General features: G+C 38.0%; 23 protein-coding genes. 11 read left to right on the top strand and 12 right to left on the bottom strand.

Translation table 11 applies throughout. The features are described from left to right. Positions 1-6 precede the first annotated feature (6 nt). Both tssG and tssH read left to right on the top strand, forming a co-directional pair. The gene (gene tssG / locus F960_RS07970; RefSeq protein ID WP_004861852.1) at positions 7-993 is read left to right on the top strand and encodes a type VI secretion system baseplate subunit TssG; all 987 of its coding nucleotides are present in this window, start codon (positions 7-9) and stop codon (positions 991-993) included. 18 nt (positions 994-1,011) lie between these two features. Then, positions 1,012-3,651 carry a type VI secretion system ATPase TssH gene (gene tssH / locus F960_RS07965; RefSeq protein ID WP_004861847.1) on the top strand — a complete coding sequence of 880 codons (2,640 nt, stop codon included), beginning with the start codon at positions 1,012-1,014 and terminating at the stop codon, positions 3,649-3,651. Between the two features lie 114 nt (positions 3,652-3,765). Here tssH and F960_RS07960 read toward each other — a convergent pair whose 3' ends face one another. Continuing rightward, positions 3,766-4,032: a PAAR domain-containing protein gene (locus F960_RS07960; protein WP_004861846.1), complete on the bottom strand. Its 267-nt coding sequence runs from the start codon at positions 4,030-4,032 to the stop codon at positions 3,766-3,768. Positions 4,033-4,132: 100 nt separating this feature from the next. On the opposite strand from F960_RS07960, the gene F960_RS07955 reads away from it, so the two are divergent. The 4 genes from F960_RS07955 to F960_RS07940 all read left to right on the top strand — a co-directional run bounded on the left by F960_RS07955 (position 4,133) and on the right by F960_RS07940 (position 6,618). Continuing rightward, the gene (locus F960_RS07955; RefSeq protein WP_004861843.1) at positions 4,133-4,564 is read left to right on the top strand and encodes a hypothetical protein; all 432 of its coding nucleotides are present in this window, start codon (positions 4,133-4,135) and stop codon (positions 4,562-4,564) included. A gap of 25 nt (positions 4,565-4,589) precedes the next feature. After that, on the top strand, positions 4,590-4,880 hold the full coding sequence (locus F960_RS07950; protein ID WP_004861841.1) for a hypothetical protein: 291 nt from the start codon (positions 4,590-4,592) through the stop codon (positions 4,878-4,880). 61 nt (positions 4,881-4,941) lie between these two features. Continuing rightward, a complete protein-coding gene (locus tag F960_RS07945) occupies positions 4,942-5,904 on the top strand; it encodes an IS30 family transposase (protein WP_004854881.1) in 963 nt (320 codons plus the stop codon). Positions 5,905-6,342: 438 nt separating this feature from the next. Beyond that, complete coding sequence (locus F960_RS07940; protein ID WP_035374182.1) at positions 6,343-6,618, top strand: hypothetical protein; 276 nt, start codon at positions 6,343-6,345, stop codon at positions 6,616-6,618. A 36-nt stretch (positions 6,619-6,654) separates the two neighbouring features. Here the strand turns inward: F960_RS07940 and F960_RS07935 are convergent, their stop codons facing one another. From F960_RS07935 to F960_RS07905, 7 genes are all read right to left on the bottom strand, one after another. Continuing rightward, on the bottom strand, positions 6,655-8,418 hold the full coding sequence (locus F960_RS07935; protein WP_004861837.1) for a tannase/feruloyl esterase family alpha/beta hydrolase: 1,764 nt from the start codon (positions 8,416-8,418) through the stop codon (positions 6,655-6,657). Between the two features lie 166 nt (positions 8,419-8,584). After that, positions 8,585-8,977 carry a PaaI family thioesterase gene (locus tag F960_RS07930; protein WP_004861834.1) on the bottom strand — a complete coding sequence of 131 codons (393 nt, stop codon included), beginning with the start codon at positions 8,975-8,977 and terminating at the stop codon, positions 8,585-8,587. Between the two features lie 50 nt (positions 8,978-9,027). Then, positions 9,028-10,293: an OprD family porin gene (locus F960_RS07925; protein ID WP_004861832.1), complete on the bottom strand. Its 1,266-nt coding sequence runs from the start codon at positions 10,291-10,293 to the stop codon at positions 9,028-9,030. Positions 10,294-10,397: 104 nt separating this feature from the next. Next, positions 10,398-11,537, bottom strand: coding sequence for an acyl-CoA dehydrogenase family protein (locus F960_RS07920; protein WP_035374185.1), 1,140 nt, complete (start codon positions 11,535-11,537; stop codon positions 10,398-10,400). A gap of 83 nt (positions 11,538-11,620) precedes the next feature. Next, positions 11,621-13,510, bottom strand: a complete 1,890-nt coding sequence (locus tag F960_RS07915) for a feruloyl-CoA synthase (RefSeq protein ID WP_373855019.1) — start codon at positions 13,508-13,510, stop codon at positions 11,621-11,623. Positions 13,511-13,621: 111 nt separating this feature from the next. Continuing rightward, a complete protein-coding gene (locus F960_RS07910) occupies positions 13,622-15,073 on the bottom strand; it encodes an aldehyde dehydrogenase (protein WP_004861824.1) in 1,452 nt (483 codons plus the stop codon). Between the two features lie 104 nt (positions 15,074-15,177). Beyond that, positions 15,178-16,011: a p-hydroxycinnamoyl CoA hydratase/lyase gene (locus tag F960_RS07905; protein WP_004861820.1), complete on the bottom strand. Its 834-nt coding sequence runs from the start codon at positions 16,009-16,011 to the stop codon at positions 15,178-15,180. Between the two features lie 247 nt (positions 16,012-16,258). Between F960_RS07905 and mhpT the strand changes: the two genes are divergently transcribed. From mhpT to F960_RS07890, 3 genes are all read left to right on the top strand, one after another. Next, on the top strand, positions 16,259-17,482 hold the full coding sequence (gene mhpT / locus F960_RS07900) for a 3-(3-hydroxy-phenyl)propionate transporter MhpT (RefSeq protein WP_004861816.1): 1,224 nt from the start codon (positions 16,259-16,261) through the stop codon (positions 17,480-17,482). Positions 17,483-17,545: 63 nt separating this feature from the next. Beyond that, positions 17,546-17,998, top strand: a complete 453-nt coding sequence (locus F960_RS07895) for a MarR family winged helix-turn-helix transcriptional regulator (protein ID WP_004861812.1) — start codon at positions 17,546-17,548, stop codon at positions 17,996-17,998. A 171-nt stretch (positions 17,999-18,169) separates the two neighbouring features. Next, the gene (locus tag F960_RS07890) at positions 18,170-18,844 is read left to right on the top strand and encodes a GntR family transcriptional regulator (protein WP_004861808.1); all 675 of its coding nucleotides are present in this window, start codon (positions 18,170-18,172) and stop codon (positions 18,842-18,844) included. Between the two features lie 170 nt (positions 18,845-19,014). Here the strand turns inward: F960_RS07890 and F960_RS07885 are convergent, their stop codons facing one another. Both F960_RS07885 and F960_RS07880 read right to left on the bottom strand, forming a co-directional pair. Then, positions 19,015-19,959, bottom strand: a complete 945-nt coding sequence (locus F960_RS07885) for a PDR/VanB family oxidoreductase (protein ID WP_004861806.1) — start codon at positions 19,957-19,959, stop codon at positions 19,015-19,017. Positions 19,960-19,974: 15 nt separating this feature from the next. Next, positions 19,975-21,036 carry an aromatic ring-hydroxylating dioxygenase subunit alpha gene (locus tag F960_RS07880; protein WP_004861804.1) on the bottom strand — a complete coding sequence of 354 codons (1,062 nt, stop codon included), beginning with the start codon at positions 21,034-21,036 and terminating at the stop codon, positions 19,975-19,977. A gap of 756 nt (positions 21,037-21,792) precedes the next feature. On the opposite strand from F960_RS07880, the gene dusB reads away from it, so the two are divergent. Together dusB and F960_RS07870 are read left to right on the top strand one after the other, a co-directional pair. After that, positions 21,793-22,854 (top strand): tRNA dihydrouridine synthase DusB, encoded by a 1,062-nt coding sequence (dusB, locus tag F960_RS07875; RefSeq protein ID WP_373855012.1) that lies wholly within the window; start codon positions 21,793-21,795, stop codon positions 22,852-22,854. A gap of 69 nt (positions 22,855-22,923) precedes the next feature. After that, a complete protein-coding gene (locus tag F960_RS07870; RefSeq protein ID WP_004861798.1) occupies positions 22,924-23,430 on the top strand; it encodes a DinB family protein in 507 nt (168 codons plus the stop codon). 98 nt (positions 23,431-23,528) lie between these two features. Here F960_RS07870 and F960_RS07865 read toward each other — a convergent pair whose 3' ends face one another. Further along, entirely contained in the window at positions 23,529-24,155 is a 627-nt protein-coding gene (locus F960_RS07865; RefSeq protein WP_004861795.1) for a DsbA family protein, read from the bottom strand. A 12-nt stretch (positions 24,156-24,167) separates the two neighbouring features. Further along, positions 24,168-25,082, bottom strand: coding sequence for an NADP-dependent oxidoreductase (locus tag F960_RS07860; protein WP_004861791.1), 915 nt, complete (start codon positions 25,080-25,082; stop codon positions 24,168-24,170). Between the last annotated feature and the right edge of the window lie 178 nt (positions 25,083-25,260).

The following is a 25,260-nucleotide window of genomic DNA, read 5'->3' as shown; positions in this document are numbered from 1 at the left end:
TGTGTTATGGATCAATTAGAAACTGATTTTTCAAGCTTTAAACAGGTGAACCAAAGTGTTTATTTAGGACAAATGCAGCTATTTGCATTGTTGAGATCACTTGAAAGCTTGTGTGATTTGGAAAGCAAAATCGGGGATGAAAAAAGTTTTCATGCCAGCAAAGTGCGTTTTGGGCAGTCTGCTTTTTTGGCATTTCAAGATAAACAAATTCATGCTTTGGTTTTAAAAGATAAATATCTCAAAGTAAATATTAAAGGCTTTGGGGTGTTTGGTCCCAATGGCGCATTACCGATTCATATCAGTGAACAAATTTACGAAAGAAAACTGCATCAAAAAGATCAAACATTCAATGATTTTGTCGATATTTTCCAAAATAGACTGATCGCTTTATTTTATAAATCATGGCGTGATGCCCAAGATATTATCTCTTTAGAAGGGCGTGATGACTGGCATTTTAGTCGTTTTATTGCAAGTTTAGTTGGTTTGGCAAATCAGCAACACATCCAACCAGATGTTGCACATTATTCAAAATTTCACTATGCAAATTTGTTGTTAAATCAAAATATGCCGAGTGCCAATATTAAAATTTTACTAGAAAATTATTTTAATACACCTGTGGAAATTAAAGAAAATATTGGTCAATGGGTAGATGCAAGCGAATTTAGCACACATCTTTCAAATACAAAAAAAGTTCGATTGGGTCAGGGAATTTTGCTTGGCGATAAGATCTTTGATGCAACACAAAAGTTTCGCGTGGTGATTGGGCCGATAGCACCGACGAAGTATTTAAAATTTTTACGTGGTTCTGAAAATGCCAAAAAACTGATTTCTTGGCTCGATCATTACACTCGGCACCAATATCAGTGGGATGCTGAATATATCGTAGATAAGAAAAAGATTGCCCGGCAAAAACTTGGTGAAGGTTTAGCACTCGGTTTTACATCTTGGATTGGTACGCCAAAACATAACCCTAAAGTCATCATACAATATTAAAATGAGAGGATATTCATAATGTCAGATGTTAGCCGTTCGGCATTGTTCGCCAAGTTAAATAAAACACTTTATAAAAGTTTAGAGAATGCCTTCTTCTTCGCAAAATTACGTGAAAATCGTTATGTCGAAATCATTCATTGGATATTTCAGTTAGAACAGCAAGAAAATAATGATTTATTTTTTATTGAAAAATATTTTCAGTTAGATCACAGCAAAATTTTAAAAGAAATAGAAACACAGCTGAATCAATTAAAAGCTGGGCATAGTTCTGTAAATGACTTTTCGGAAGATATCATTCAGCTGATTGAAGAAGCATGGTTATACAGCTCTTTAAAATTTTCAAAAGCAAATATTCGTAGTGGTTATTTGATCTATACCTTATTGAAATCAAATCATTATCGTCGTCATTTGTTAAATATTTCAGATGAATTTGCAAAAATAAATCCTGAACTTTTGGAAGCCGAATTTAATAAAATTTGCAGTGAATCATTTGAGCAAAAAGAAAGTATTAGTGTTGATCCAAATGCAACTGGTGATGCTGCTCAGGGGCAAACATCGCTGCATAAATATGGTACACATCTGACTCAACAAGCCCGAGATGGGAAGTTGGATCCTGTGACGGCGCGTGACGATGAAATCCGCCAAATGATCAATATATTGTTGCGTAAAAGACAGAACAATCCACTTTTGACAGGTGAAGCAGGTGTCGGTAAAACGGCAGTTGTTGAAGGTTTGGCTATACAAATCGCTGAAGGAAATGTGCCACCAGCACTGCAAGATGTTGAAATATTTTTACTCGATATCGGTGCTTTAAAAGCAGGTGCAAGCGTGACTGGTGAATTTGAAAATCGTCTTAAATCGATTATCAAAGAAGTCAATGAAAGCCCTAAACCGATTATTTTATTTATTGATGAAATTCATACATTAATTGGTGCGGGTGGTGCGGCTGGGACAGGGGATGCAGCAAATTTACTTAAACCTGCACTGGCACGTGGTGAATTAAGAACGATTGGTGCGACAACATGGGCAGAATATAAAAAATATTTTGAGAAAGATCCCGCATTAACGAGACGTTTTCAAACTGTGCAAGTTGCAGAACCGTCTGAAGAAGATGCAGGCGCGATGCTACGTGCTTTAAGTGAACGTTTAGAGAAACATCACCAAGTTCAAATTTTAGATGAAGCAATCGTGGCTGCGGTAAAATTGTCTAAGCGTTATATACCTGCGCGTCAGTTACCAGATAAGGCGATCGGCATACTTGATACTGCATGTGCACGAGTTTCTGTGAGCTTGAGTGCTTTACCCATTCGTTTGACTGAATTGACGCAAAAGATAAATGCTGCTGAGGTAGAAAAGCAACATTTATTGAAACAGCAAAATCTAGGTTATAGCTTAAATAAAAAGCAGCTTGAAAAAATTGAAGAACAAATTGCATTGTTTGAATCTGAAAAAAATCAGATCGAACAGCAATATGAAAATGAAAGCAAATTAGTTGATCAATTGATTGAAGTGCGTGAGAAATTAAACTCAACAACTGAACTGGCTCAGCAACGTAGCCCAGAAGAAACTGAACAATTAAAACAGCAGCAAACGCAACTTTTAACCGAATTACGCCAATTACAACAAGAAAATGCTTTGGTTTTCCCTGTGGTTGATTCGGAGTTGGTGGCGCAAGTTGTTGCTGATTGGACCGGTATTCCGATCGGGAAAATGCTGGGTGATGAAGTTCAACGTGTATTAAATCTCGCAGAAGTCCTTAATCAGCGCGTGATTGGTCAGAATCATGGTATTGAAGCGATCAGTAAACGCGTAAGAACATCAAGAGCATTACTCGATGATCCAAATAAACCGATCGGTGTGTTTATGTTGGCAGGTCCATCGGGTGTTGGTAAAACTGAAACCGCGCTGACGCTTGCTGATACTTTATATGGCGGTGAACATAATTTAATCACGATCAATATGAGTGAATATCAAGAACCACATACAGTTTCAACATTAAAAGGTGCTCCTCCGGGTTATGTGGGTTATGGTGAGGGCGGTGTTTTAACCGAAGCTGTGCGACGTAAACCTTATAGCGTTATTTTGCTGGATGAGGTGGAAAAAGCACATCCAGATGTCCATGAAATATTTTTCCAAGTCTTTGATAAAGGCTGGATGGAAGATGGAGAAGGACGTTATATTGATTTTAAAAATACCGTGATTATTCTCACAACCAATGTCGGTTCCGAATTGATCATGGATTTATGTCAAGATGAGGATTTAAAACCTTCTGTAGAAGGCTTGCAAGGTGCACTCAGAGAACCTTTACTTAAAGTATTTCCTGCCGCTTTGTTAGGGCGAATCCAAACCATTCCATATTATCCATTATCAAATGCAATGCTCTCTGAAATCGTCAAATTGCAGTTAAATCGAGTGGTGAAACGTATCTATGCGAACCATGAAATCGAGCTGAATTATACGGATGATGTTTTAAAATTAATCGTAGATCGTTGCACAGAACTGGAGTCTGGTGGACGAATGATTGATGCAATCATCACCAATACGATATTGCCAGAATTGAGTTTAGAAATTTTATCGAGAATGGGTACTGAAAATAAGATCAGCTCAATCGATATTGATGTAAATGAGACGGACTTTAGTTATTCATATAACGCGTAAATTGTAGTCTTTAAAACCTAAAATGCATCATCTTTGAGCCGAAAAGATGATGCATTTTTTATCAGCAATAAATGCTGTAAAGATCAAATGTTGCAAGGAATAAATGTCACAGGATTATCCCGTAGAAGTCACTGTGCCTTGACTTGCCATAAAAGTTGCGCCACAAGAAGCTTTATCTCCTTGTAAAATCACGGTTCTGCCATTGAGTTTTGGGGTTTTTCCACTGGCAATAGCGGTCACAACAGTTTTACATTTTGGGCAAGCATGCGACATACCCTCAAGATGTACAGGAATACCATTTAGGGTTAAATGTGAATCAACTTCGGTGACAACACCGCCATGTGTTGTCACGCTACCAAGGGTGATTAAAGGTTTAGTCATTATTTAGCTTTTGTTTTATTTAAGTTAAGTAGAACTTTATCAAAATCACGATGAGATGTTAAATGAGTATTTGTGAACACATGTGTTTTTTGGTGAAATTATGCTGACTTTGAAAAATGCAAAGATTGGCATTTTGGCGATCGGGCAAGCGCTGTCTTTAATGTTGTGTAGTGAAAAGACGATGTATCTCACTCCCGATGCAAAAGGAGTGCTATATGATGCAGAAACTAAGCAGCCTCTCAGAAATGTTTCTGGATATATAAGTTTTTCACCAGGAAAATCTAAAAAGGATTTGATCACAACCAACAATAGAGGAGAGTTTAATATTCATGGTATAACATATACCTATTATTTATTTAGACCATCAAAAGAAAGTGTTGGATATCCAGCTGAAATTTATATAGATTTTGAAAATTTTAAACATAAAACTTTTACATATACAGGGCTTGTCCCAGAGAGTTATGCTTATTCAAGCAATGCTGAAATGAATGTTGGGAGGATAGACCTACAACCCTTAGCTTCATCAAAATAAATATCAATAATGTAGAGTCATAGCAATGACAATAATAGCTAAAATTTTTTTAATCATAGGTGTATCGGTATTGATCACTGGTTGTAAAAAAACGGATCAAGATAAATTTGATTATGTCATTCAAGGAAATGATTTGTGTGCGATTAAAAATGAGCAAATTGTAAAAGCAAAAAGAATGAATTGGATCTATCCTGAAATCAAAAATCTTGCAGACACAGTGATTAGCTCCGATTTAAATTTTGATAAAGATCGAGATGGATTTTTAATTTGCACCGCAGATTCAAATCCCAAGTGCAACACACTTGTAGTTAGTTGAAAAAGTTAGGTGTATTCATAGAATCATTAGACTTTTTCAACTCGCAATTGGAAAGCACACAATGAAGAAATACACCCAACTTTCTCAAGATGAAAGATACGAAATTTATGCTACTTTGAAAAGTAAAAGTTCAATCGCTAGCCTTGCTCGGGAGTTAGGGCGTTCACGATCAACCATCTACCGTGAGTTAAAAAGAAATACTGGGCAACGTGGATATAGAGCTCAACAGGCAGCGAAATTTGCAAGTCAAAGACGGTACCATCCTTCATCATCCATGACAGCATTTGCCTTCGCTTATATTGATTACTTAATTGGCTTAGACTGGTCACCAGAACAAATTTCAGGTGCTTTAACACAACGCGGTTGGCTGGATGTACCTTCACATGAGTGGATTTACCAGCACATTTATCAAGATAAATCACAAGGAGGTAACCTCCATCTACACTTAAGGCATCAGAAGAAATATCGAAAACGAGGTTACAAAAACACGGATCGTAGAGGGCAAATCATTGATAAAACAAGTATTCATTGCCGAGACCAGGTCATTGATCAGCGACAACGTTTAGGAGATTTCGAAGGTGATACGGTGATTGGTAAACATCATAAAGGAGCTTTATTAACCCTCGTTGATCGAAAGAGCCTGTACGTACATATTGTTCATTTAGGGTCAACGAGAGCATCCTCTAAAACGATTACTTGTGCATTAGATCGTTTACGAATGAGCCATGCTTATAGTGTAACATTTGATAATGGAAAGGAATTTGCCGAACACAAAAGAATTACTGATGTCGGCATAGATACTTATTTTGCTGATCCTTACAAGTCTATTCAGCGAGCTAGAAATGAAAATACGAATGGTTTAATCCGGCAATATCTGCCAAAATCATCATCGTTTGATGACGTGTCAAACGATGAAATAGAGCAGATAGAATTTTCACTCAACCATCGTCCTAGAAAAACACTAGGCTGGTATACGCCAAGTGAAGTTATGGCTGGTTTTTATACTGTTGCACTTGCTGCTTGAATCCGCCCACTGATATAAATAAGCTAAGAGAGAAAATAAAAAATGGAGCGATTAGAACGAGTATCGGTGTGGAGGTTGAATATGGTTCATATACAAAAGAATATAATCTAGTGAACTATTCATGTATTTCAAAAGATTCATTTATATTCAATATTTCCAAAGAAGAAGCATTTGAAAAATGTAAATAATCATTATATTTGTTTGATTGTAACTGTTTTTCTTGTATATGGGATATCAAGATATCAAGATATCAAGATATCAAGATATCAAGATATCAAGATATCAAGATATCATGCATAAATAAAATTTAGATTGAAATTCACCCTCATCCTAGCCTTCTCCCTAAATGGAGAAGGAACTTTCGATACTAATTTTAAAAAAATTATATAAAATTCAGTGTATTATGTTAGGAAATCACATTTAGTCTATTGTAATGATGTGATCAATATCGAGCCTAAAGCGAGTGATAGCTGGAAAAGAATAAGATTGTTACATGATCGAAATCCCTTTTTTGAAATACTTTCTTTACCCTTTGATATTTTACATTTTTTGGGAAGAAGGGTTTGTTTAAAATATCGGAAAATGCCAGAGTGGATGAATCAAATCGAAAATAAAAACAAGGTTGATGCTGATGATTTATATAAAATTTCAGCTAAAGATAATTATAAAATAAATTATTTTTCAGTGACGAAAGACGATGCTGGAAGCAGATAGAGAATATTTTATATACGCTATCTGCATTTAAAAAAGTTATTTACAGCTAAAATTTTCAGATTTTTCGCTATCGCCTTGGCCATTGTAGCGTGCGATCAATGGGTAGGGGCATAGTGGTCGTGTACGATTAGGTGACCAATCACTTGGTAGTTCGGCGTTAATCACACCACTCGCATTGCCTGTGCCACGTGCGGTTGCAATGATTTGATCTGGCTTTTCGCCATATTCAACCCAGCGAACCAATGCTGTGAGCGCATCAAATTGGTCTGTGGCAATACCCGCAGAAGTGTGATTCATACCGGGTACTCTAAAAAATCGGACAAAATTTGCTGTATTGATTGATTTTGTTGCATAGGTGGCTGTTAGATTGTCATACCATTTTTGTGTGTCATCTACAGAAAAAACACCGTCAGAGACCCCTTGTACGACGATCATTTTACCCCCTTTATAAAGAAGCGCATCGAGATTGAGTTCGTCAGGTGGCAACATAAAGGACATGGCACTTTCAGTATAGACATCATTCGTTTGAGATAACTTTAAATAATCGGTGTCAAAATTATAATTAAATGCAAATGTGCGTGAATCATCCATAACCGTTTTATCAGGCGGTACTTGGAAAATGATACCGACAGCAACAGGGTCGCGTTGATTGCCGACAGAGGATGAAAACTTCCAACTGGCCCAGTTACTTCCGATTAGACCCGGATCATAAGGTTGGGTTGCGTAAAGTTGTTCACCTTGAGAATTGGTTGGTCCTTTATATATTTTATCAATCACATCAATTTGTTCTGCGCTTAGACAAGTTCCATCACGTTTATTGTCAGGACATAGAGGGACATCTCGGTGGATATCAAATGCTGTACGGCAAGCTTCGATATCTTGAACCATTCCATCGCTTATTCCATCCAAAGCATCACATTGTTTTAAAATTGCATTTGCAAAAACTTTTCGCTCAGCGAGGGTAAATGCCGTACTTAAATCATTTTCATCAGTCGCAACACGACGTAGTTGTTGTGCGGTATAAAGCTGAGCAGCTGCCGCACGTGGCAAATGAAAGCCCGGAGCATTGGCGATAATGCCATCAAATTGATCGGCAAAACGAGTCGCTGCAACCATTGCATGTCGCCCACCATTGGATGAACCTCCTGCATAAGAGCGATCAGGATATTTACCATAGGAAAACTTGATCAAGTTTTTTGCCATTGGCGTCAATTTCTCAGTTGCACCGTAGCCATAGTTGATCCGTGCTTCAGGGTCGATGCCAAATAATGGATTTTGCGAAGCGTTATGTCCTGCATCAGAGGAGATCACTGCAAATCCTGTATAAAGTGCATTGGAAATCGGACCACCACTGCCAATATTTCCGACAGCACTCACGATATTGCCATCTGTTCCGCCATTGCCTTGATAGAGAAAACGACCATTCCATTGGATAGGCAAACGCATTTCAAAACCGATCTGGTAGCTTTGTCCATCTACAGGGCTAACGCGTTGCTCCATATACCCCGTGACGAGACAATGCGCGGGAATCGGATTATTACCTACTTTGATGGTTCCAGCTTTTTGTAGCTCTGCCGATGAAATCACGGTTTTATCATATTTAAAATTTAAAATATCTTCACAACTCGATTGCATCTCAGCCGCAGTAGCAGGGGTTTGCTGAGGAATAGTGCTGGTTGATTGTGATGAATCATTTGATGAATCATTCGAGGAGCCATCATTGCAGGCTGCTAAGGATAAAATACAACTCAGTATCAAGATTTTTGAAGTGAATCTTTTGTTTGGCAATATATCATTCATGAAAATAATCCTTTTATTTCATTTATGGCTGATTGAACAAATTTTTAAGATGAATTGATCGATTGAGAATGTAATTATCATTCTCAATATTGATTAAGAGGCTGATTTATAATGATTTAATATGCAGAACTCTATTGCACTTAAATAAATACCACTCTGAGGGTGCTTATTTATTGAGAACCAAAAAGTTAGCTGTTGATCTCGCTACGATCTTGTTATTTTGCAATGCCACAGCATCTATATTTAAAATTTTATTGCCTTGTCTTAAATATTGGCATGTGACGGAGATTTCACCGACCGCACATGGTCTTAAAAAATCCATCGTCAAATTGATCGTCGTCGCTGGATGTCCATCATTTGAAAGCACCGCAAAAAGCCCCATGGCATCATCTAACATGGCACACAACATACCACCTTCGATATGTCCTCTAGGATTTGTAAATGCCTCGATCCCGATATATTTCACGTTAAATGTCTGGGTTTGGGCATCCCATTTTAAGTCATGACCAGCGAGTGTTTTATGAATTGGAGGCAGCTCTATTTGCTGTAATATATCCATATTTATGTCTCAAAAAAATAGCCTTATTCGTATGAATAAGGCATAAAAAATTATTTAAATTTCCATGTATAATCGATATTTATACGTGTTTCATTGACGGGTTTAATATTTGCAGTAGATAACATGTTGTTATCATAAATTGCATAGCGAGCTCTGAGCCCTAAATTTTTTAACCAGCCTGTTTGTACGGTATAACCAAGATCAAAATCGAGTTCATCTTCTTTGAGATTGGTTCCACCTAAGTTTGGTGCGTAGATATTACTGCCGCGAGTATAGCGGGTCATAAAGCGTAATCCAGGAACATAATCTTTAAAATCATATTCATAACGATAGCTATAGACTTTTTCCTTGGCATTTAAAAATTCGCCCGGCCATGTATCAATCAGCAAACCTGTTTCACCACCAGACAAATATGGAAATGCTGTATCGCCATGATGTTGGAATGTACCAAAGATAAATTTGTGGTTATCCCGTTTCAGTTCTAAGTGCGCATGATATAAATCATTATCTACTACGCCTGCTTTAGCAGAACCTTCATCTCGACTTCGATAATAGTGGAAATAGGTACTCAATTTTGTGCGTGGGTCGATATCCCATTTGTATGAAAATCCAGCTGTTGCTTGATCATACAAATCGTTGACATTGAGATAAAACAGTCCCAATCTGAGTGCTGGACTATAATTATAAAAGCCTCCTGCATAATACAATCCATCTGTTTCTGCGGCTTTAAAGCGACCATTCACGCCAGAGATTTTGATATTTTCCCAATTGGTAGAGTCACGATGTTTGACTTTATCTATGTAGGCAGCTTGCAAATCAAAGTTTTTGAGGTCTTTGGATCGAAGCGAAATCCCTTCATAGGTTTGTGGCAATAAACGGGCAGGTGAGGCAACCAAGACAGGATTCATCGGCAATAATGTCCCGACTTTTAACTCTGTTTCACTCATTTTCGCTTTAGCTGTTACACCAACTTTTCCATAACTAGAAGCAGCTTTGTTGGTCGTGGCATCGCGAGGTAAATTTCCTGTACCTGCATCATGATCATTAGCATAGAGCTTAAATCCCGCCATAGCCAAAATATCTAATCCAAGTCCAACTTTGCCTTCGGTATAACCAGAATTTGCTTTTAAAATAAAGCCTTGTGTCCAGTCTTTAGCGGCAGGATAGGCGGATTGTTCTTGATAATCCCGATCAAAATAAAAATTTCTTGCTGTCAATTCTACAGAACTTTTATCTATAAAGTCACTGGCAATCACTGATGTAGAAATCACCGAAGATGACAAGACCGCAGTCGATATTAACCATATTTGACGCATAACATTTCTTCCTGAAATGATTTTGTTGTTTTGTGGCAATACAGGTTGTATTGCCGCCCCATCTATTGCTGAGAAATTGATTAAGACTCAATACAGCAATGTTGTTATTTTCCAAGTAATTCACGGGCAACGATTTCTTTCATTATTTCGTTGCTTCCGCCATAAATTTTTTGCACACGTGCATCTACATAAAAACGTGAAATTGGATATTCCTGCATATAGCCGTATCCACCAAATAGTTGTAAAAGCGCATCTACGATTTCACATTGGGTGTCTGTGATAAAACATTTAAGTGCTGCGACTTCAGATACGCTAAGTTGATCTTTGCTATACAATTCAGCACATTGCTGGACAAAAGCTTGTGCTGCTTTGGCTTTGATCTGTGCATTGGCGAGTACAAAACGGGTATTTTGCATTTGGCTTAGGTACTGACCAAAAGCTTTGCGCTCTTGGACATATTGTGCGGTGAGTTCAATTGCTCCAAAGATCGAACCTAAAGCAGTCATAGAAATACTTAATCGTTCACGTGGTAATTCCTGCATTAAATAAGAAAAACCTTTGCCTTCTTCACCTAATAATTCATGTTTTGGTACACGTACTTGGTCAAAAAATAATTCCAGTGTGTCTTGTGCATGTAGACCTATTTTTTTGAGTGAGCGACCTTTTTTGACTCCTTCAAGCTGTGCATCAACCAGTAAAATCGAAATACCTTTGGCTCGTGCTTGTGGATCAGTTTTTGCGACCAATACGATTAAGTCGGCATTAAGTCCATTGGAAATAAAGGTTTTTGAACCATCAACAATATAATGCTCTTGATCAAGAATGGCTTGAGTACGGATCGCCTGTAAATCTGAGCCTGCATTGGCTTCAGTCATGGCAATCGCTGTAACGACCTCGCCTGAAACCATTTTCGGTAACCAGTATTTTTTTTGCGCTTCAGTTCCAATATTTTGGATATATGGAGAAACCAGTTCATTTTGTCCACCGATTGCTACCGCAAGAGAGGCATAACCTGCTTTGGCGGTTTCTTGAACCAGCATCAAAGAATATTCGATCGGTGCGCCATATCCACCATATTCTTCTGGAACATCAACACATAAAAATCCGTTCTCACCCAATTTATTCCATAAATCACGTGGAATAAGCCCTTGTTCTTCCCATGACTCATAAAAGGGAGCAACGTGCTCGGCTAAAAAACGCTTAAAATTGTCACGAAACAGTTCAAAATCACTATCTTGTTGCATCATATCGTTATTCTCATTGCATAAATTTGGACAAAAAGGGGCCGCATAGCGTTATAAAAACGCTATGTTTTTAGTCACTTAAATTATTTTTTCAGTACAGGAATTCGTATGATCAGCGAATCTTCTGTTTGTTTTGAATAGAGTTTATCTACAAGTTCAGCACGTTTTTTTAAGATATTCCCTTGATTGAGATTACCTTTATCGGTGATTTCGCCTGCATCCAGTTGCGGAGGATTTTGCATCAAATACAGCATAGAGACGGTATTTGAACTGCCAGTAGCATCTTTGTTAAATTCGATGAGAAATTTTTTAAACCATTCCGTGATTTTAGGATGTTGTAAAATCTGCTCATTTGAATTTTGCTTTGGATCAAGTCCTGAGAGCTGGGCACAAGCATCGATTTTTGGGAAAATAAGGAAACCAATCGCGTTTAGATTTGACCCCGTGATACAAACATCTTGAATCAATTGATTGCCTTGAATTAAAACTTTATTTCTCAATGTGCCGACATTGACAAATGTTCCAGTATTTAATTTAAAGTCTTCAGCGATGCGTCCATCATACATGAGCCCCATTTCAGGTCGTTCTAAGTCAACCAAACGTACAGCATCACCTGTATGGAAATAGCCTTCATCATCGAAAATGTTGGATTGTTGATCTGCGTTTAATCGCCAATATCCCTTCATGACATTTTTGCCACGGACACAAAATTCTAATTTGTCGCCGATTGGCTCCAATTTGATTTCACAGCCCGGTGCAGGATATCCAATAAATCCAGCCATGACCCGTGGACCAGTAGAAAATGAACAGGATGGGGCAGTCTCTGTCATGCCGAGTCCAGACATGATGCGAATGCGCTCGCCACAATGTTTTTGTGCAATATTATCCAGTCTTTTCCAACCTGCATCTGAAAGCGCAGCGCCTGCAAAAAATAGAATTTTGACATCTTTAAAGAAATGCTCGCGAAGCTCTGCATCATTTTCTAAAGCAACAGTTAACTCTTCCCAACCTTTGGGAACATTGAGATATACCGTTGGTGAGATCTCTTTTAAATTGCGAATGGTTTCTTCAAATTTGCCTGTAACAGGTTTTCCATCATCGATATAGATAGAACCGCCGTTATAAAGTGCAATCCCAACATTATGGCTACCGCCAAAAGTGTGATGCCATGACAACCAATCAAGTAAGATAGGCGGTGTATCTTCAAATTCTGGGAAAGTTTGTAGCAACATTTGCTGATTAGAACACAGCATTAAATGAGTAGTTGGAACAGCTTTAGGCAGTTTGGTTGAGCCTGAAGTAAACAAAAATTTCGCAATTTGATGTTCATCTAAACTTGCATAATGAGTTTTGATGTCACTAATTGGTGTGTCCAATAGGCTTGAAAATGTTGTTGCAGGTTGATCGCCAATCAAACCAGAATTGGTCACGATTTCCACTTTTTCATTTGCGCAGGTTTGAATTGCTGCAGCAAAGGCATTGCCATCATTGGCATAGACCATTGAAGGGGTGAGTACATCAAAGACATGCTTAAGTTTGGCAAAATCTTGAGAAATAAGAGAATAGGCTGGTGAAATGGCTGAAAATGGAACGCCCGCAAGCATAGCTGCCATCGACAAAACTAAATGCTCTAAATCATTGCCAGATAAGATTAGAAGCGGATGTTCTGTACTTAGATCTTTACGGTTATGCAAGGCTTGCGCAATATGCCATGCACGTTTTGCAACCTCAGAATAACTCAGTCTGATCCATTCACCATCTTGACCACGCTTTGCAGCAAATAGGCGATCAGGATGATTTTCTGCATGTTCAAGTAGGCGATCAGTTAACTTTTGTGGATACGCTTTTAACTGTTCTTTAGGTGAAATATAAAGTTTTTGACCATCATAATGATAGTTGATTTCATGCCCACCTAGCTTGACGAACCGTTCTGGAAAATCTTGATGGGCTGCATTCATTTGCGCCATTTTTATTACTCCATGTAAAATTTTTAGAAATTCTTAGGCAATGTTTGGCTAGGCCATTTCATATATAGCTTGATAATGAATGAGTAAGTTTGACTTACTCATTGAAATTAAATGATTTTAGATCGGATAGTGTCGTGGCGTAGTTTGTATCGTGATCCAGCGCAATTCTGTAAATTCTGCTACTGAAACTTTACTACCAAAACGTCCATAACCACTTTGCTTTACGCCACCAAAAGGCATTTGCGCTTCATCATGCACAGTTGCGCCGTTGATATGGCATATGCCTGATTCAATGCGCTGTGCAACAGCTAAAGCTTGAGCAAGATCTTGGCTAAATACCGCTGATGACAAACCAAACTCACTGTCATTTGCCAAAGCGATCGCTTCATCTTCAGTTTTAAAGCGTTGTACTGTGCAAACAGGGGCAAATGATTCTTCAGCATAAAGTTTCATCTGTTTGTTTACATCAACGATAATGGTCGGTTGCATTACCGTATTTTCGATTTTGATGCCTAAAGGAAGTTTTGCTCCCAGATTTTGCGCATCTTCGAGTAGCGCTTGAACGCGTTGTGCTGCACGTGTGCTTTCCAAAACCCCTAAAGGAAATTGTTGGCTTGTTGGATCGCCTGCTTGGATTTGGCGGGCTTTTTCTGTCAGTTTTTCAATGAATTGATCTGCAATTTTTTCATCCACTAAAACACGTTCTGTGGACATACAGATTTGTCCTTGATTGAAAAATGCGCCAAAAGCAATCGCATTTACAGCATCATCTATATTGGCTTTATCAAGGACGATGACAGGGGCTTTACCGCCAAGCTCAAGGAGTACAGGTTTTAAATATTTCGCTGCAGTTTCAGCAATAATTTTTCCAACACGTGTAGAGCCTGTGAAATTGATACGTTTGGTTAAAGGATGAGAAACCAAGCGTTCTACGATTTGCGGTGCATCTTCACCAGCATGGGTAATGATGTTCACCACGCCATCACCTAAACCAGCCTCATGTAGAACTTGACCGATGAGACGATGCGTTGCTGGACAGGCTTCTGATGCTTTTAGAACAACTGTATTACCGCAAGCAAGTGGCATAGCGAGGGCACGTGTTGCCAAGATAATCGGTGCATTCCAAGGTGCCATACCCACAATTACACCGCAAGGCACTCGAACGCCCATAGCAAGATTGCCCGGAACATCAGAGGGAATCAAACTGCCATCAATTTGTGTCGTCATGGCAGCTGCTTCACGTAGCATATTGGCTGCAAGGTGCACATTGAATCCATACCACGTCGCACTAGAGCCAGTTTCTTGCATCCCCACTTTAATGAATTCTTCTGTTTTAGAATCTATGATGTCGGCTGCTTTTAAAAGGCGTAAGCGACGTTCAGTCGGTGAAAGTTTTGACCAAACCGCAAATGCTTGATGTGCTGATTGAATTGCCTGATCAACATCATCCAAACTTGCTGCTGCCGAGACTGAAGCGACTGAACCATCAATGGGGCTAATTCGCTCAAATGTTTTACCTGAACTTGAGTTGAGGGATTTACCATTGATAAGTAATTGAATCGGGTGCATGGGTATGTTTCCTTACATGGCCATTTTTAACAGGAAATGATGTGAATGGCATTTACAAACAGTATCTAAATGAGAATGTTTTCTAGGTAAATGCCACTTTCATCTTAGCCTGTACGTTTATATGTTTGTAGTCCTGGTTTAATTGATTTTTCATCTAAAAATTGTTTTAAACCTTCTTGACGACCACCTTCAGTATCACGGTGGATACATTGGTCTAGTTTGGCATATAAATAGTCTTCATTTTGATCCCAAGTCAGTTCACGACAGCGTTTAAAGCCATTTTTAGCAGTACGTAAAACAACTGGGTTTTTCTCGATCAAAATATTAGCCAGTTCTGTAACTTCATCTTTGAGTTCAGCAAGTGGGACACTTTTGTTGACCAATCCCATATTTTCAGCTTCTTTACCATCAAAGGTTTTACCCGTCATGATGTAATAAAGAGAAGTGCGGTGTCCTACAGTATCCGCCATTGCTTTGCTAACTAAGTTACCCGGTGGGATTCCCCAGTTGATTTCAGATAAACCAAATGTTGCCTCATCTGCTGCAATGGCTAAGTCACAAGCAACGAGAGGAGAGAAACCGCCACCAAAACACCAGCCATTAACCATTGCAATCGTAGGTTTTGAGTACATACGAAGCAGTTGCCATTGCCAACGGCAAGAATCGCGGCGGATACGTTCATTATAAATTTCAGGTTGTGCATCCACTTCACGGAAATATTCTTTTAAATCCATTCCTGCTGTCCACGAATCACCAGCACCAGTGAACACAAGTACTTTCGCTTCAGCATCTAATTCTAAAACTTCCAATACATCGATCATTTCTTTGTTGAGTGTTGGGCTCATTGCATTCTTTTTTTCTGGGCGATTAAAAGTTACCCATGCAATACCTGCTTCAACTTTAACATCCACTGTAGTCCATCGATTTTGATAGCTCATTTACAAACTCCGTTATGTTCTGTGTTATTCGCTGTAATTCAATTTAATGTCAGTTAAACTGATATACAAGCTTTTTTTGCAATTATTTTATAAAATATTGTTTTTAAAAATATTAAATATTATTTAATAAAAAAAATATAAAAAAATGTTGATTTATATCTAAGTTTAACTGATATTAATTTGGCTGTTTTTCATTCTGTAAAGAACAGGAAATTGAATGCAATGTTCATAACAAGGAATTTAAGTGATGGAAAAAACAATGCGCTACAGAGGACAAGTAGCAATAACCCTAGCTTTATGTTTTGCAATTGCTATTTTTGAAGGATTTGATCTTCAATCAATGGGTGTAGCCGCACCACGTATGCGGGCTGAGTTTGGTTTAAACAATGCACAAATGGCTTGGGCATTTAGTGCTGCGACATTAGGAACACTCCCAGGCGCGTTGCTTGGCGGGCGTTTTGCAGACAAAATTGGACGTAAATCAGTACTGATTTTCAGTATTTTATTATTTGGCATCATGTCTGTGCTTACAGCATTTGCAAGTGATTATTCACTGTTATTGTTGATCCGTTTTCTAACAGGATTGGGAATGGGCGGGGCATTGCCAATGATGATTACTTTGGCATCTGAAGCTGTAAGTGAGAAATACAAAGGTACTGCAGTGAGTGTGATGTATAGTGGTATTCCTTTTGGTGGAATGCTGACTTCATTTGTAGCCATGGCGTTGGCTGGCGATAGTGAGTGGCGACATATTTTTTATATCGGGGGATTAGCACCGATATTTTTAATTCCACTTTTGATGAAAATGTTGCCAGAATCAAATGCTTATATCAATAAGTCAAATAAAATGACCGTTCCCTATTTTGAAGTGCTTTTTGCTAAAGAACGCCGTTTCTTAACGATACAGATTTGGGTCAGTTTCTTCTGCACACTGGTTGTTTTGTACTTCTTACTCAACTGGTTGCCATTACTGATGGGTGCACAGGGCTTGTCAAAAGTAGAGGCAAATTATGTACAAATTGGTTATAACGTCGGCGGCATCATTGGTTCGATTATGATGGGTGTTATGCTCGATAGACTGCGCATGAGTTTTGTTGTTAAACTGATTTATGCTGGTATATTATTTTCATTATGCTGCTTAGCTATCTCGCCAAGCGTAGGTTTATTGGCACTTTCAGCTGTGGGATGTGGTGTATTCATTGTTGGAGGACAATCTGCGCTTTATGGATTGGCTGCGATGTTCTATCCAACAGAAATGCGTGGTACAGGCGTTGGTGCAGCCGTAGCCATTGGTCGATTGGGTTCTTTTGCTGGTCCATTATTGGCAGGATTATTATTATCTTTTGGTTCAAGCTCAACGATGGTGATTGGTTCAAGTATTCCAATGATTTTGATCGCTGCAATTTCTGCCTTACTGCTCGTACGTCGTAAAGCGAAGCCTCAGACACAAATGTTAGAGTCATCTGTTTAAGATATAAGCTCGAAGTATGATTTTTATAATCATACTTCGTTTACTGATGTAGAAAAAATTAAAATGGAACAACACTTGGAAAAACTTAAAACACCGACTGCGCCAACGATTAGCTATATGATTGCGCGGATTGACCGTTTGATCAGTCGAAGATTGACAGAACAATTAAAACAACTCGAAATCAGTTTACCCCAGTACACCGCATTGTCTGTTTTGGCTGCGCGTGGTGGTTTGTCAAATGCAAAATTGGCGGAAAGATCATTTATCAAACCTCAATCCGCAAATAAAATATTGCAAGATCTACTTAGTGCAGGTTGGATCGAGAAGCACTCTGATCCTACTCATGGTCGTCGCATATTGGTTCAATTGACCGATTCAGGACATGAAAAATTGGCTGAATGTAATCAAATTGTGGAGCAATTAGAACAAAAAATGCTCAAAAATATTGATATTAATTTGGCTTATCTGATCCGAAATAATCTAGATATTATGGTCAATAACGTCAAAGATGAATGATCAATTAAAAGCATACATCTAAAATTGATGCTGAGATGGTTTGATTAAAGCAAATCTTGTATTTGAGTTCGATATATCCATTGATCTTGTAGTGCTTAAACGGATAGGAAATTGCCAAATTGCATGGTTCAATGTAGCATCGAAAAATAAATTTAGATGAACGGTTTGATCATGTCTTCAGGACAACAAGTACTGATACAACTTAGAAAAATGATTATTTCAGGTGAATTTGCTGCAGGCTCTCGTATTGCAGAAATCCCGACCGCTGAATTACTCGGCGTATCAAGACAACCTGTCAGAATGGCTTTTCAATTATTAGAACAAGAAGGGTTGTTGATCAAAAAGCCGACACGAGGTTATATCGTACGTGAACTTTCCAATCAATTGATCCATGATGCACTCGAAGTACGTGGTGTTTTGGAGGGCTTGGCGGCAAAATACCTTGCAGAAAAGGGTATGAGTGAAGAACAAAAAAGCATATTATTAGAATGTTTAAATGAATGTGAAAAACTGTTTCAAGGTCATGATTTTGATGATGATGGAATCGAAAAATATCACCATTATAATGTGATTTTTCACAATACAATTATCCAAGCTTCCAACAATTTAGCCCTGATTCAAGCGTTGGAGAAAAATAACCAATTGCCAATGGCTTCAGCGCAAGCACTGACATTTGACAAATCACAATCACTTTCAGAATACCGCCGTTTGCACTATGCACATTTACAGCATTGCTCGATATATGATGCCTTATTACAGAGACAATCTGGGCGAGCGGAAAGTTTGATGCGTGAGCACAGTAGTGTGGTGATTTTAGGTGAAAAATTACGAGAAATGATCGGCTGAGGTTTTATTTAATGATGCGTTGTTTCTGAGCATTATTTTGTAAAAAACAAAGCATGATGATATTTGGTATTACAGTGCTTAAAGTCTAAAAAGCAATGTCTATACTGAGATAGGCATTGCTTTTCATTCAATTGTTAATGCGAAGAATATTATCGCTAAAGCGAAGAACTTTATAAGTCTAAGACTAAAATTTCACTCTTAGATCGAGAGCAACAAGGTGCAAAAAGTTTATTTTCTGCCTGTTCTTCTTCCGTCAAAAATAAATCACGATGATCAGGCTCACCCGATAAAACACTGGTCAGACAAGTTCCACAAATACCTTGTTCACATGAAACTGGAATCGAAATTCCATTTGTTTCCAGCGCAGAAAGCGCAGTTTGATTGGCTTCAACTTGAATCTTTTGCCCAGTCGATTTGATTTCGATACTAAAGGCTTTATCCTCAGACGAATCGATTTGTTCAGCGACAAAATGTTCTTGATGAATTTGTGTAGAATGCCACTGACTTTCCACAGCAGATTGAATCACATAATTCATAAACCCATTTGGACCGCAGACATATAGATGCGTGTTGTTGTGTGGATTTTTTAAAATGTCCTGCATGTCAGCTTTGGATTCAGTTTGTTCATCTAAATGAAAATGCAGCTGATTTTTAAACTTGGCATCCAGATCATTTTTAAAAGCTAAGGCATTTTGACTTCTAGCAAAATAATGCAATTCAAATTCAATATCTTGAGCCAATAACTCTTGAGCCATCGCGTAAATAGGAGTGATACCTATACCACCCGCAAATAAAATGGCCTTTTGGGTTTCAGGGTGTATCGGAAATAAATTGCGTGGTTCACTGATTTCTATGTGATCGCCAATTTTAAAATTTTCATGAATATAATGTGAACCACCACGAGAATTTTCATCTTTTAATACGCCAATCACATAGCGATTTTGTTCAGAACTACAGTTGGCGATAGAGTATTGACGGATCAGTCCATTTGCCAATTTGACATCAATATGTGCGCCAGCACTAAATTTAGCGAGCTCCAAACCATCTTGATGTACCAATTCATAAGCTGAGATATTGTCACAATGTTGTGTGATATTTCGAATAATAACGTCCATGTTTGTTGATCTCCTTTAGCTGATATTGAGATGGCTGATATGTTGAGTATTGGTTTTTTCTTTCTCGATCAGTCGATCAATGACTTTGCGAGATTGAACCCCACCAGCATCAATATTCAACATGAGTAACTTTCTATTTGGATGATCAAGAATATTTTGTTGCTGTTGTTCTAGCATGTCTAAATCTTCACTAAAAATGGTATTTTGACCCGCTTTGATTTGTTGAGTTAGTTCGTGATTTTGCGCTTGAAAGTTGCGAGCCATTCCCCAAAAATACCAATGAGAAGTTTCAGTTTCAGGGGTAATAAAATCAACAACGATTGATGATACTTTGTTTTGAGGCTCTGCTTGATAGCCACCTTTGCCTGCATGCGCGACACCCACTTCGATATGAACATTACTCGGAGCAAAAAAATGACAACGCTGCCAGCGATCAACCAAGACATCATCAGCCAATTGATTGCCACGAAGTGCCATTTTCCAAAAAGGTGGGGCTTCGACATTTTCCATAAAACGTTCAGTGATCACTTTGTCACCTTCGATGAGTGTTTTTGGCAAAGCATCATCAATTTCTTTTTGACCAATACTGGATGAATGCACATAAGTTTCATGTGTTAAATCCATTAAATTATCGATCATTAATTTATAGTCGCAGTTGATATGAAATAAGCCGCCATCGTATGCCCATTCAGGGTTATCTGCCCATTCAAGAGCAGGCAATTGTGCTTCAGTAGCAAGGGATTGATCACCTGGCCAGACCCAGACAAAGCCATATTTTTCGATGGTTGCATAGGTTTTGTTGCAGGGGAAACCACGTACACGCTGTGATGGCATAGAGATCACTTTGCCATCTTGTCCCATGACCAAACCGTGATAACCGCAGACCAATTCACCATTTTCAACAAAGCCTAAAGATAGAGGCGCGCCACGATGTGGACAAAAATCCTCTACAGCCGCGACCTTATTTTCTTTAGCACGGTAAAAAACCATTTTTTCATTACAGATCGTTCGAGCGAGTGGTTTTTCAGCAATATCTTCAATACGGCTAGCGACATACCAAGCATTTTTTACAAACATTTTAGATATCCATATCTTTTCATTGGATCCAATATATTTTTAAAATGTGAATTTTGCAATATAAATTTAAGGTTTTTATTAAATTTTGGATCCATAAATTAATTGGGTTGACGTTGGTTATAGATGGAGTTGGCATAAGAAATTTTATATTTTTAATAAAATTAGATACCTATTGAAAATCAGTAGAGACATTTGAGGATAGGACAATAATCAGTTTGTATATATTGTATTTGGAGATTTGAAAGGAAAATAACGATATTGGGATTCATGCTGAAAATTAGACTTACACGAGTCATATAGCTTAGAGCTTTCAAAGCTGAGGAAGGTACAGCATTATCAAAACTTTTAAGTGCATCACCTTTGCAGCGGACTGTAGTATGATTTACAAAATCTAAGGTTGTTAAAGAATAGATATTTTGTTCAGAAATCACTAAACTAGCGATGTGAATTTTTACCCCTGTTGCTTTTTACGAGCAAAGCTTTCTGCTTTATTCAAATATTTATTCATCATTTCAGTGCCTAAGCATTTAATTTATCTATTTGCTCAAGATTATTTTGCTAAATGCTATTGATGCCTTTGATGTTGTCAATATTGAGTAGTTTTCACGTTATATCTACAGTTGAAAGTTGGCTGATCCCAATTTTTTCTTGGCGTTTAGTCATTGCTATACAATTTGTACTATCATTATTCTGTAGCACAAATAGGGCGCACCAAACTACATTTAAAGTCAAGATGTAGTGATCCAAAGAAGTTAAATGAGGTTAAATAAATTGAGTCAAAACAATGTAATTAAAGAATTGTTTGATAAACCAATAAGTAAGAAACTTTGGGTCGCACCTATGGCAGGCGTTACGGATCGTCCATTTAGAACACTATGCAAGTATTTTGGTGCAGGGCATGCTGTCAGTGAAATGATGACCGCAGATAAAACTTTGCGTATGACCAAAAAAAGTTTATACCGTGCAAATTTTGACGGTGAGCTCGCACCAATTTCTGCCCAAATCGCAGGATCAGAGCCTGAGCAATTGGCTGAAGCGGCTCGTTTCCAAGTCGCCAATGGTGCGCAAATTGTTGATATCAATATGGGGTGTCCTGCCAAAAAAGTCTGCAATAAACTGGCTGGATCAGCACTTTTACAAGATGAGGATTTGGTCGCTCGAATACTCGATACAGTCGTTGCTGCTGTGGATGTACCTGTTACGTTGAAAACCCGATTGGGGTATCTCAATGGACATGAAAATATCCTCCGAGTTGCAAAAAGGGCAGAACAAGCAGGAATTGCAGCCTTAGCTTTACATGGACGAACTCGTGAAGACATGTATTTAAATACTGCACGATATAGTTTGATCAAAGAAGTAAAACAATTGATCAATATCCCTTTGATTGCCAACGGAGATATTGATAGTCCAGAAAAAGCCAAATATGTCTTGGAATATACAGGTGCAGATGCTGTGATGATCGGTCGAGCTGCACAAGGGCGTCCATGGATTTTTCGTGAAATGGCACATTATTTAACGACAGGTGAGCATTTAGCTGCGCCTGAGATAGCTGAAATTAAACAAGTTTTACTTGGACATTTAGCTGAGTTGTATCAGTTTTATGGTGAATATTCTGGCTGTAGAATTGCACGAAAACATATTGCTTGGTATACCAAAGGTTTAAGATCAAGTAATGAGTTTCGCCAAAGCATGTATAAAGTGGAAAATACAGCCGATCAAGCTAAAGTCGTAGAAGCATATTTTGATCAATTACTTGATCAAGGTCATATTTTGAGTGATGTACAGACTGAACATGTAAATTTATTGGAGACTCAATAAGTCAGCAGGGGCGCGTCAAACAGAAAGTATCAGTGAATATTTTTGTTATAACATTTTGGGTGGATGTTGATGTCAAAAGAAAATTTACAGCTTCTAGCCCGATACAATATTTGGGCAACGACAAAACTGGTGCATTCACTAGAAGCAGTTTCACATGAAGATTTTCATAAAAATATCGGTTTATTTTTCCAAAGTATTGCTGGAACATTAAACCATTTATTGTTGGGTGAGCATTATCTTTGGTATCAACGCTTTAATGCGGGCGTATCTCCTCTGATTCCACTCGATACACAGATTCATCAAGATAAAAATTTACTTTTAAACGAATTAAAAGAAAAATCATTACATTGGGTAGATTATGTAGAAAGCTTAGAGCATTCTAAAATACCAGAAAATTTAACTTATAACCGTGCCAATGGACAGCAAATGACTTTGCCTTTTGAAGCCACTTTGATTCATGTTTTTAACCACGGAACCCATCACCGCGGGCAGGTGAGTGCTGCCATGACGCATTTAGGATATGACGGCCCTGAACTAGATTTGGTTTATATGCTTGCTGAATTAGCGAGAAAATAGATTAAAAGTATACTAGTTAGCAAAAGTAAAATGGTTATAAAAAACCCTCTTTTTAAAAGAGGGTTATAAAGATTGATCACCTAAAATCAGTCTATGGATTAGGTCTCAGCAAGAGATTGTGCATGATCCAAAATCAATTGTTTCAATTCAAGGGTATCAAATGTTTTATCCCAGATTTCACCATCAACGATATAATATGGTGTTGGGTGTTTCCCAAAGTTTTGGACATACTGTGTAATATCACGTTGTTTATCCACAATTTCTTTGTGTTGAATCGAACGCAATACTTTACTGCCATTTAACCCTGCGCCTTCGATTACATCACGTAAAACGTCAGGATTGGAAATATCTTTACCATGGGCAAAAATTGCGTGAAAAATTGCTTGAGTTAGCGCATATTGATCAAAGGTATTATCCAAAGCCAAAATCGCTTGGTGAGCAAGCTGGCTATTTGGCATACGACGCATATGTTCTAAGTTAACTTCAATATTTTCACCATAAGCTGCTGATTTTGCCATATCCAATTTACGATATGCTTCAGCTGAACCATATCTTTTTGTTAGATATTCAACCACATCCAATCCTTCTTCAGGAATTTCAGGCAACACTTGAACTGGCAGTAATTCGATCTTTCGAGCAGTCGGTTCATTCCAATGTTGTTTTAGCTTTTCAAAGGCAACATAACTCATCGGATAAACAATATCGAAAACAAATTCTATTTTCATGTGAAGCCTCTCTTAAATTGTGACGACAATTTTCCCTGAAAGATGACCATTTTGACTTCTTTTTTGCGCATCAGCGATATGTTTAAAGTCATAAATGTGGTCAATCACAGGCTGGATATCTCGATCAACAATCATTTGATGGACAGTATTGAAAATATTTCCCTGAATACCGTGCATAAAATAATAGTTTTGATCTTTTTTCGGTGTTTTAAAGTGTTCTCGTTCATCAGAAACCAGAGTCACCAAAGTTCCTTGGTCTTTTAATAACTCCCAAGAATCAATCTGTGTTTGTCCACCTACAGTATCTAAGATAAGATCAAACCTTTGATCTATATGCTGTAGTTTTGTTTTTTTATAATCAATTATGTGATCAGCACCGAGTTTTTTGGCTAAATTAAGGTTATTTTCAGAAACTGTGGTTGTAATATTTGCCCCAAATTTTTTGGCTATTTGAATCGCATTAGAACCGACACTACCAGCCCCTGCATGGATTAAAACATCTTGCCCTTTTTTGATTTGACCAATGACGCTCAATGCTGAATAGGCAATTTGTGAACCACTCGGTAAGCTTGCCGCTTGAGCAAAATCAAGAAACTCTGGAATAATTTGCAGACTACTTGGATGAGCCACACTATATTGAGCATAAGTATGATTGGCACGTCCATAAACGTGATCGCCCACTTTGAATTGTGTTACATTTTTTCCAATTTTGCTGATTACTCCAGCAAATTCAGCCCCGAGTAGATGTGGGAAATTTAACGTGAAAAAATGCTGCATGATTCCAGCTCTGAGCTTCCAATCTAGAGGATTGATCCCAAAAGCTTTAATTTTGATGAGTACTTGCTCATCATTTGGAATAGGCATTGCGACTTCGTTAATTTCCAACACATCGACATCACCATAGTGATCAAATTGTATAGCTTTCATATATTTTATTTCCTATCATTTGTGAGTTAAACCTTACAATTGATTAGGAAATTGAGATATATACGCTTTTAGGAATGATTGTCCTATAAATCGTCTTTTTAGATTTGCTAAACCGATCACATTTATAATTACAAACTGTTTTACCTATTTATAAATATGGCGTAATATTGCTTTCAAG

Source organism: Acinetobacter gerneri DSM 14967 = CIP 107464 = MTCC 9824 (assembly GCF_000368565.1).
GTDB classification, from domain to species: Bacteria; Pseudomonadota; Gammaproteobacteria; order Pseudomonadales; family Moraxellaceae; genus Acinetobacter; species Acinetobacter gerneri.
The sequence above is the reverse complement of the archived record's forward strand: the minus strand, read 5'-3'. Positions and strand labels throughout refer to the sequence as shown.

What these genes read in the sequence shown, in the direction of transcription:
- tssG (WP_004861852.1), top strand. Translation starts at nt 7, where the DNA reads ATGGATCAATTAGAAACTGATTTTTCAAGCTTTAAACAGGTGAACCAA.
- tssH (WP_004861847.1), top strand. Translation starts at nt 1,012, where the DNA reads ATGTCAGATGTTAGCCGTTCGGCATTGTTCGCCAAGTTAAATAAAACA.
- F960_RS07960 (WP_004861846.1), bottom strand. Translation starts at nt 4,032, where the DNA reads ATGACTAAACCTTTAATCACCCTTGGTAGCGTGACAACACATGGCGGT.
- F960_RS07955 (WP_004861843.1), top strand. Translation starts at nt 4,133, where the DNA reads ATGCTGACTTTGAAAAATGCAAAGATTGGCATTTTGGCGATCGGGCAA.
- F960_RS07950 (WP_004861841.1), top strand. Translation starts at nt 4,590, where the DNA reads ATGACAATAATAGCTAAAATTTTTTTAATCATAGGTGTATCGGTATTG.
- F960_RS07945 (WP_004854881.1), top strand. Translation starts at nt 4,942, where the DNA reads ATGAAGAAATACACCCAACTTTCTCAAGATGAAAGATACGAAATTTAT.
- F960_RS07935 (WP_004861837.1), bottom strand. Translation starts at nt 8,418, where the DNA reads ATGAATGATATATTGCCAAACAAAAGATTCACTTCAAAAATCTTGATA.
- F960_RS07930 (WP_004861834.1), bottom strand. Translation starts at nt 8,977, where the DNA reads ATGGATATATTACAGCAAATAGAGCTGCCTCCAATTCATAAAACACTC.
- F960_RS07925 (WP_004861832.1), bottom strand. Translation starts at nt 10,293, where the DNA reads ATGCGTCAAATATGGTTAATATCGACTGCGGTCTTGTCATCTTCGGTG.
- F960_RS07920 (WP_035374185.1), bottom strand. Translation starts at nt 11,537, where the DNA reads ATGCAACAAGATAGTGATTTTGAACTGTTTCGTGACAATTTTAAGCGT.
- F960_RS07910 (WP_004861824.1), bottom strand. Translation starts at nt 15,073, where the DNA reads ATGCACCCGATTCAATTACTTATCAATGGTAAATCCCTCAACTCAAGT.
- F960_RS07905 (WP_004861820.1), bottom strand. Translation starts at nt 16,011, where the DNA reads ATGAGCTATCAAAATCGATGGACTACAGTGGATGTTAAAGTTGAAGCA.
- mhpT (WP_004861816.1), top strand. Translation starts at nt 16,259, where the DNA reads ATGGAAAAAACAATGCGCTACAGAGGACAAGTAGCAATAACCCTAGCT.
- F960_RS07895 (WP_004861812.1), top strand. Translation starts at nt 17,546, where the DNA reads ATGGAACAACACTTGGAAAAACTTAAAACACCGACTGCGCCAACGATT.
- F960_RS07890 (WP_004861808.1), top strand. Translation starts at nt 18,170, where the DNA reads ATGTCTTCAGGACAACAAGTACTGATACAACTTAGAAAAATGATTATT.
- F960_RS07885 (WP_004861806.1), bottom strand. Translation starts at nt 19,959, where the DNA reads ATGGACGTTATTATTCGAAATATCACACAACATTGTGACAATATCTCA.
- F960_RS07880 (WP_004861804.1), bottom strand. Translation starts at nt 21,036, where the DNA reads ATGTTTGTAAAAAATGCTTGGTATGTCGCTAGCCGTATTGAAGATATT.
- dusB (WP_373855012.1), top strand. Translation starts at nt 21,793, where the DNA reads ATGAGGTTAAATAAATTGAGTCAAAACAATGTAATTAAAGAATTGTTT.
- F960_RS07870 (WP_004861798.1), top strand. Translation starts at nt 22,924, where the DNA reads ATGTCAAAAGAAAATTTACAGCTTCTAGCCCGATACAATATTTGGGCA.
- F960_RS07865 (WP_004861795.1), bottom strand. Translation starts at nt 24,155, where the DNA reads ATGAAAATAGAATTTGTTTTCGATATTGTTTATCCGATGAGTTATGTT.
- F960_RS07860 (WP_004861791.1), bottom strand. Translation starts at nt 25,082, where the DNA reads ATGAAAGCTATACAATTTGATCACTATGGTGATGTCGATGTGTTGGAA.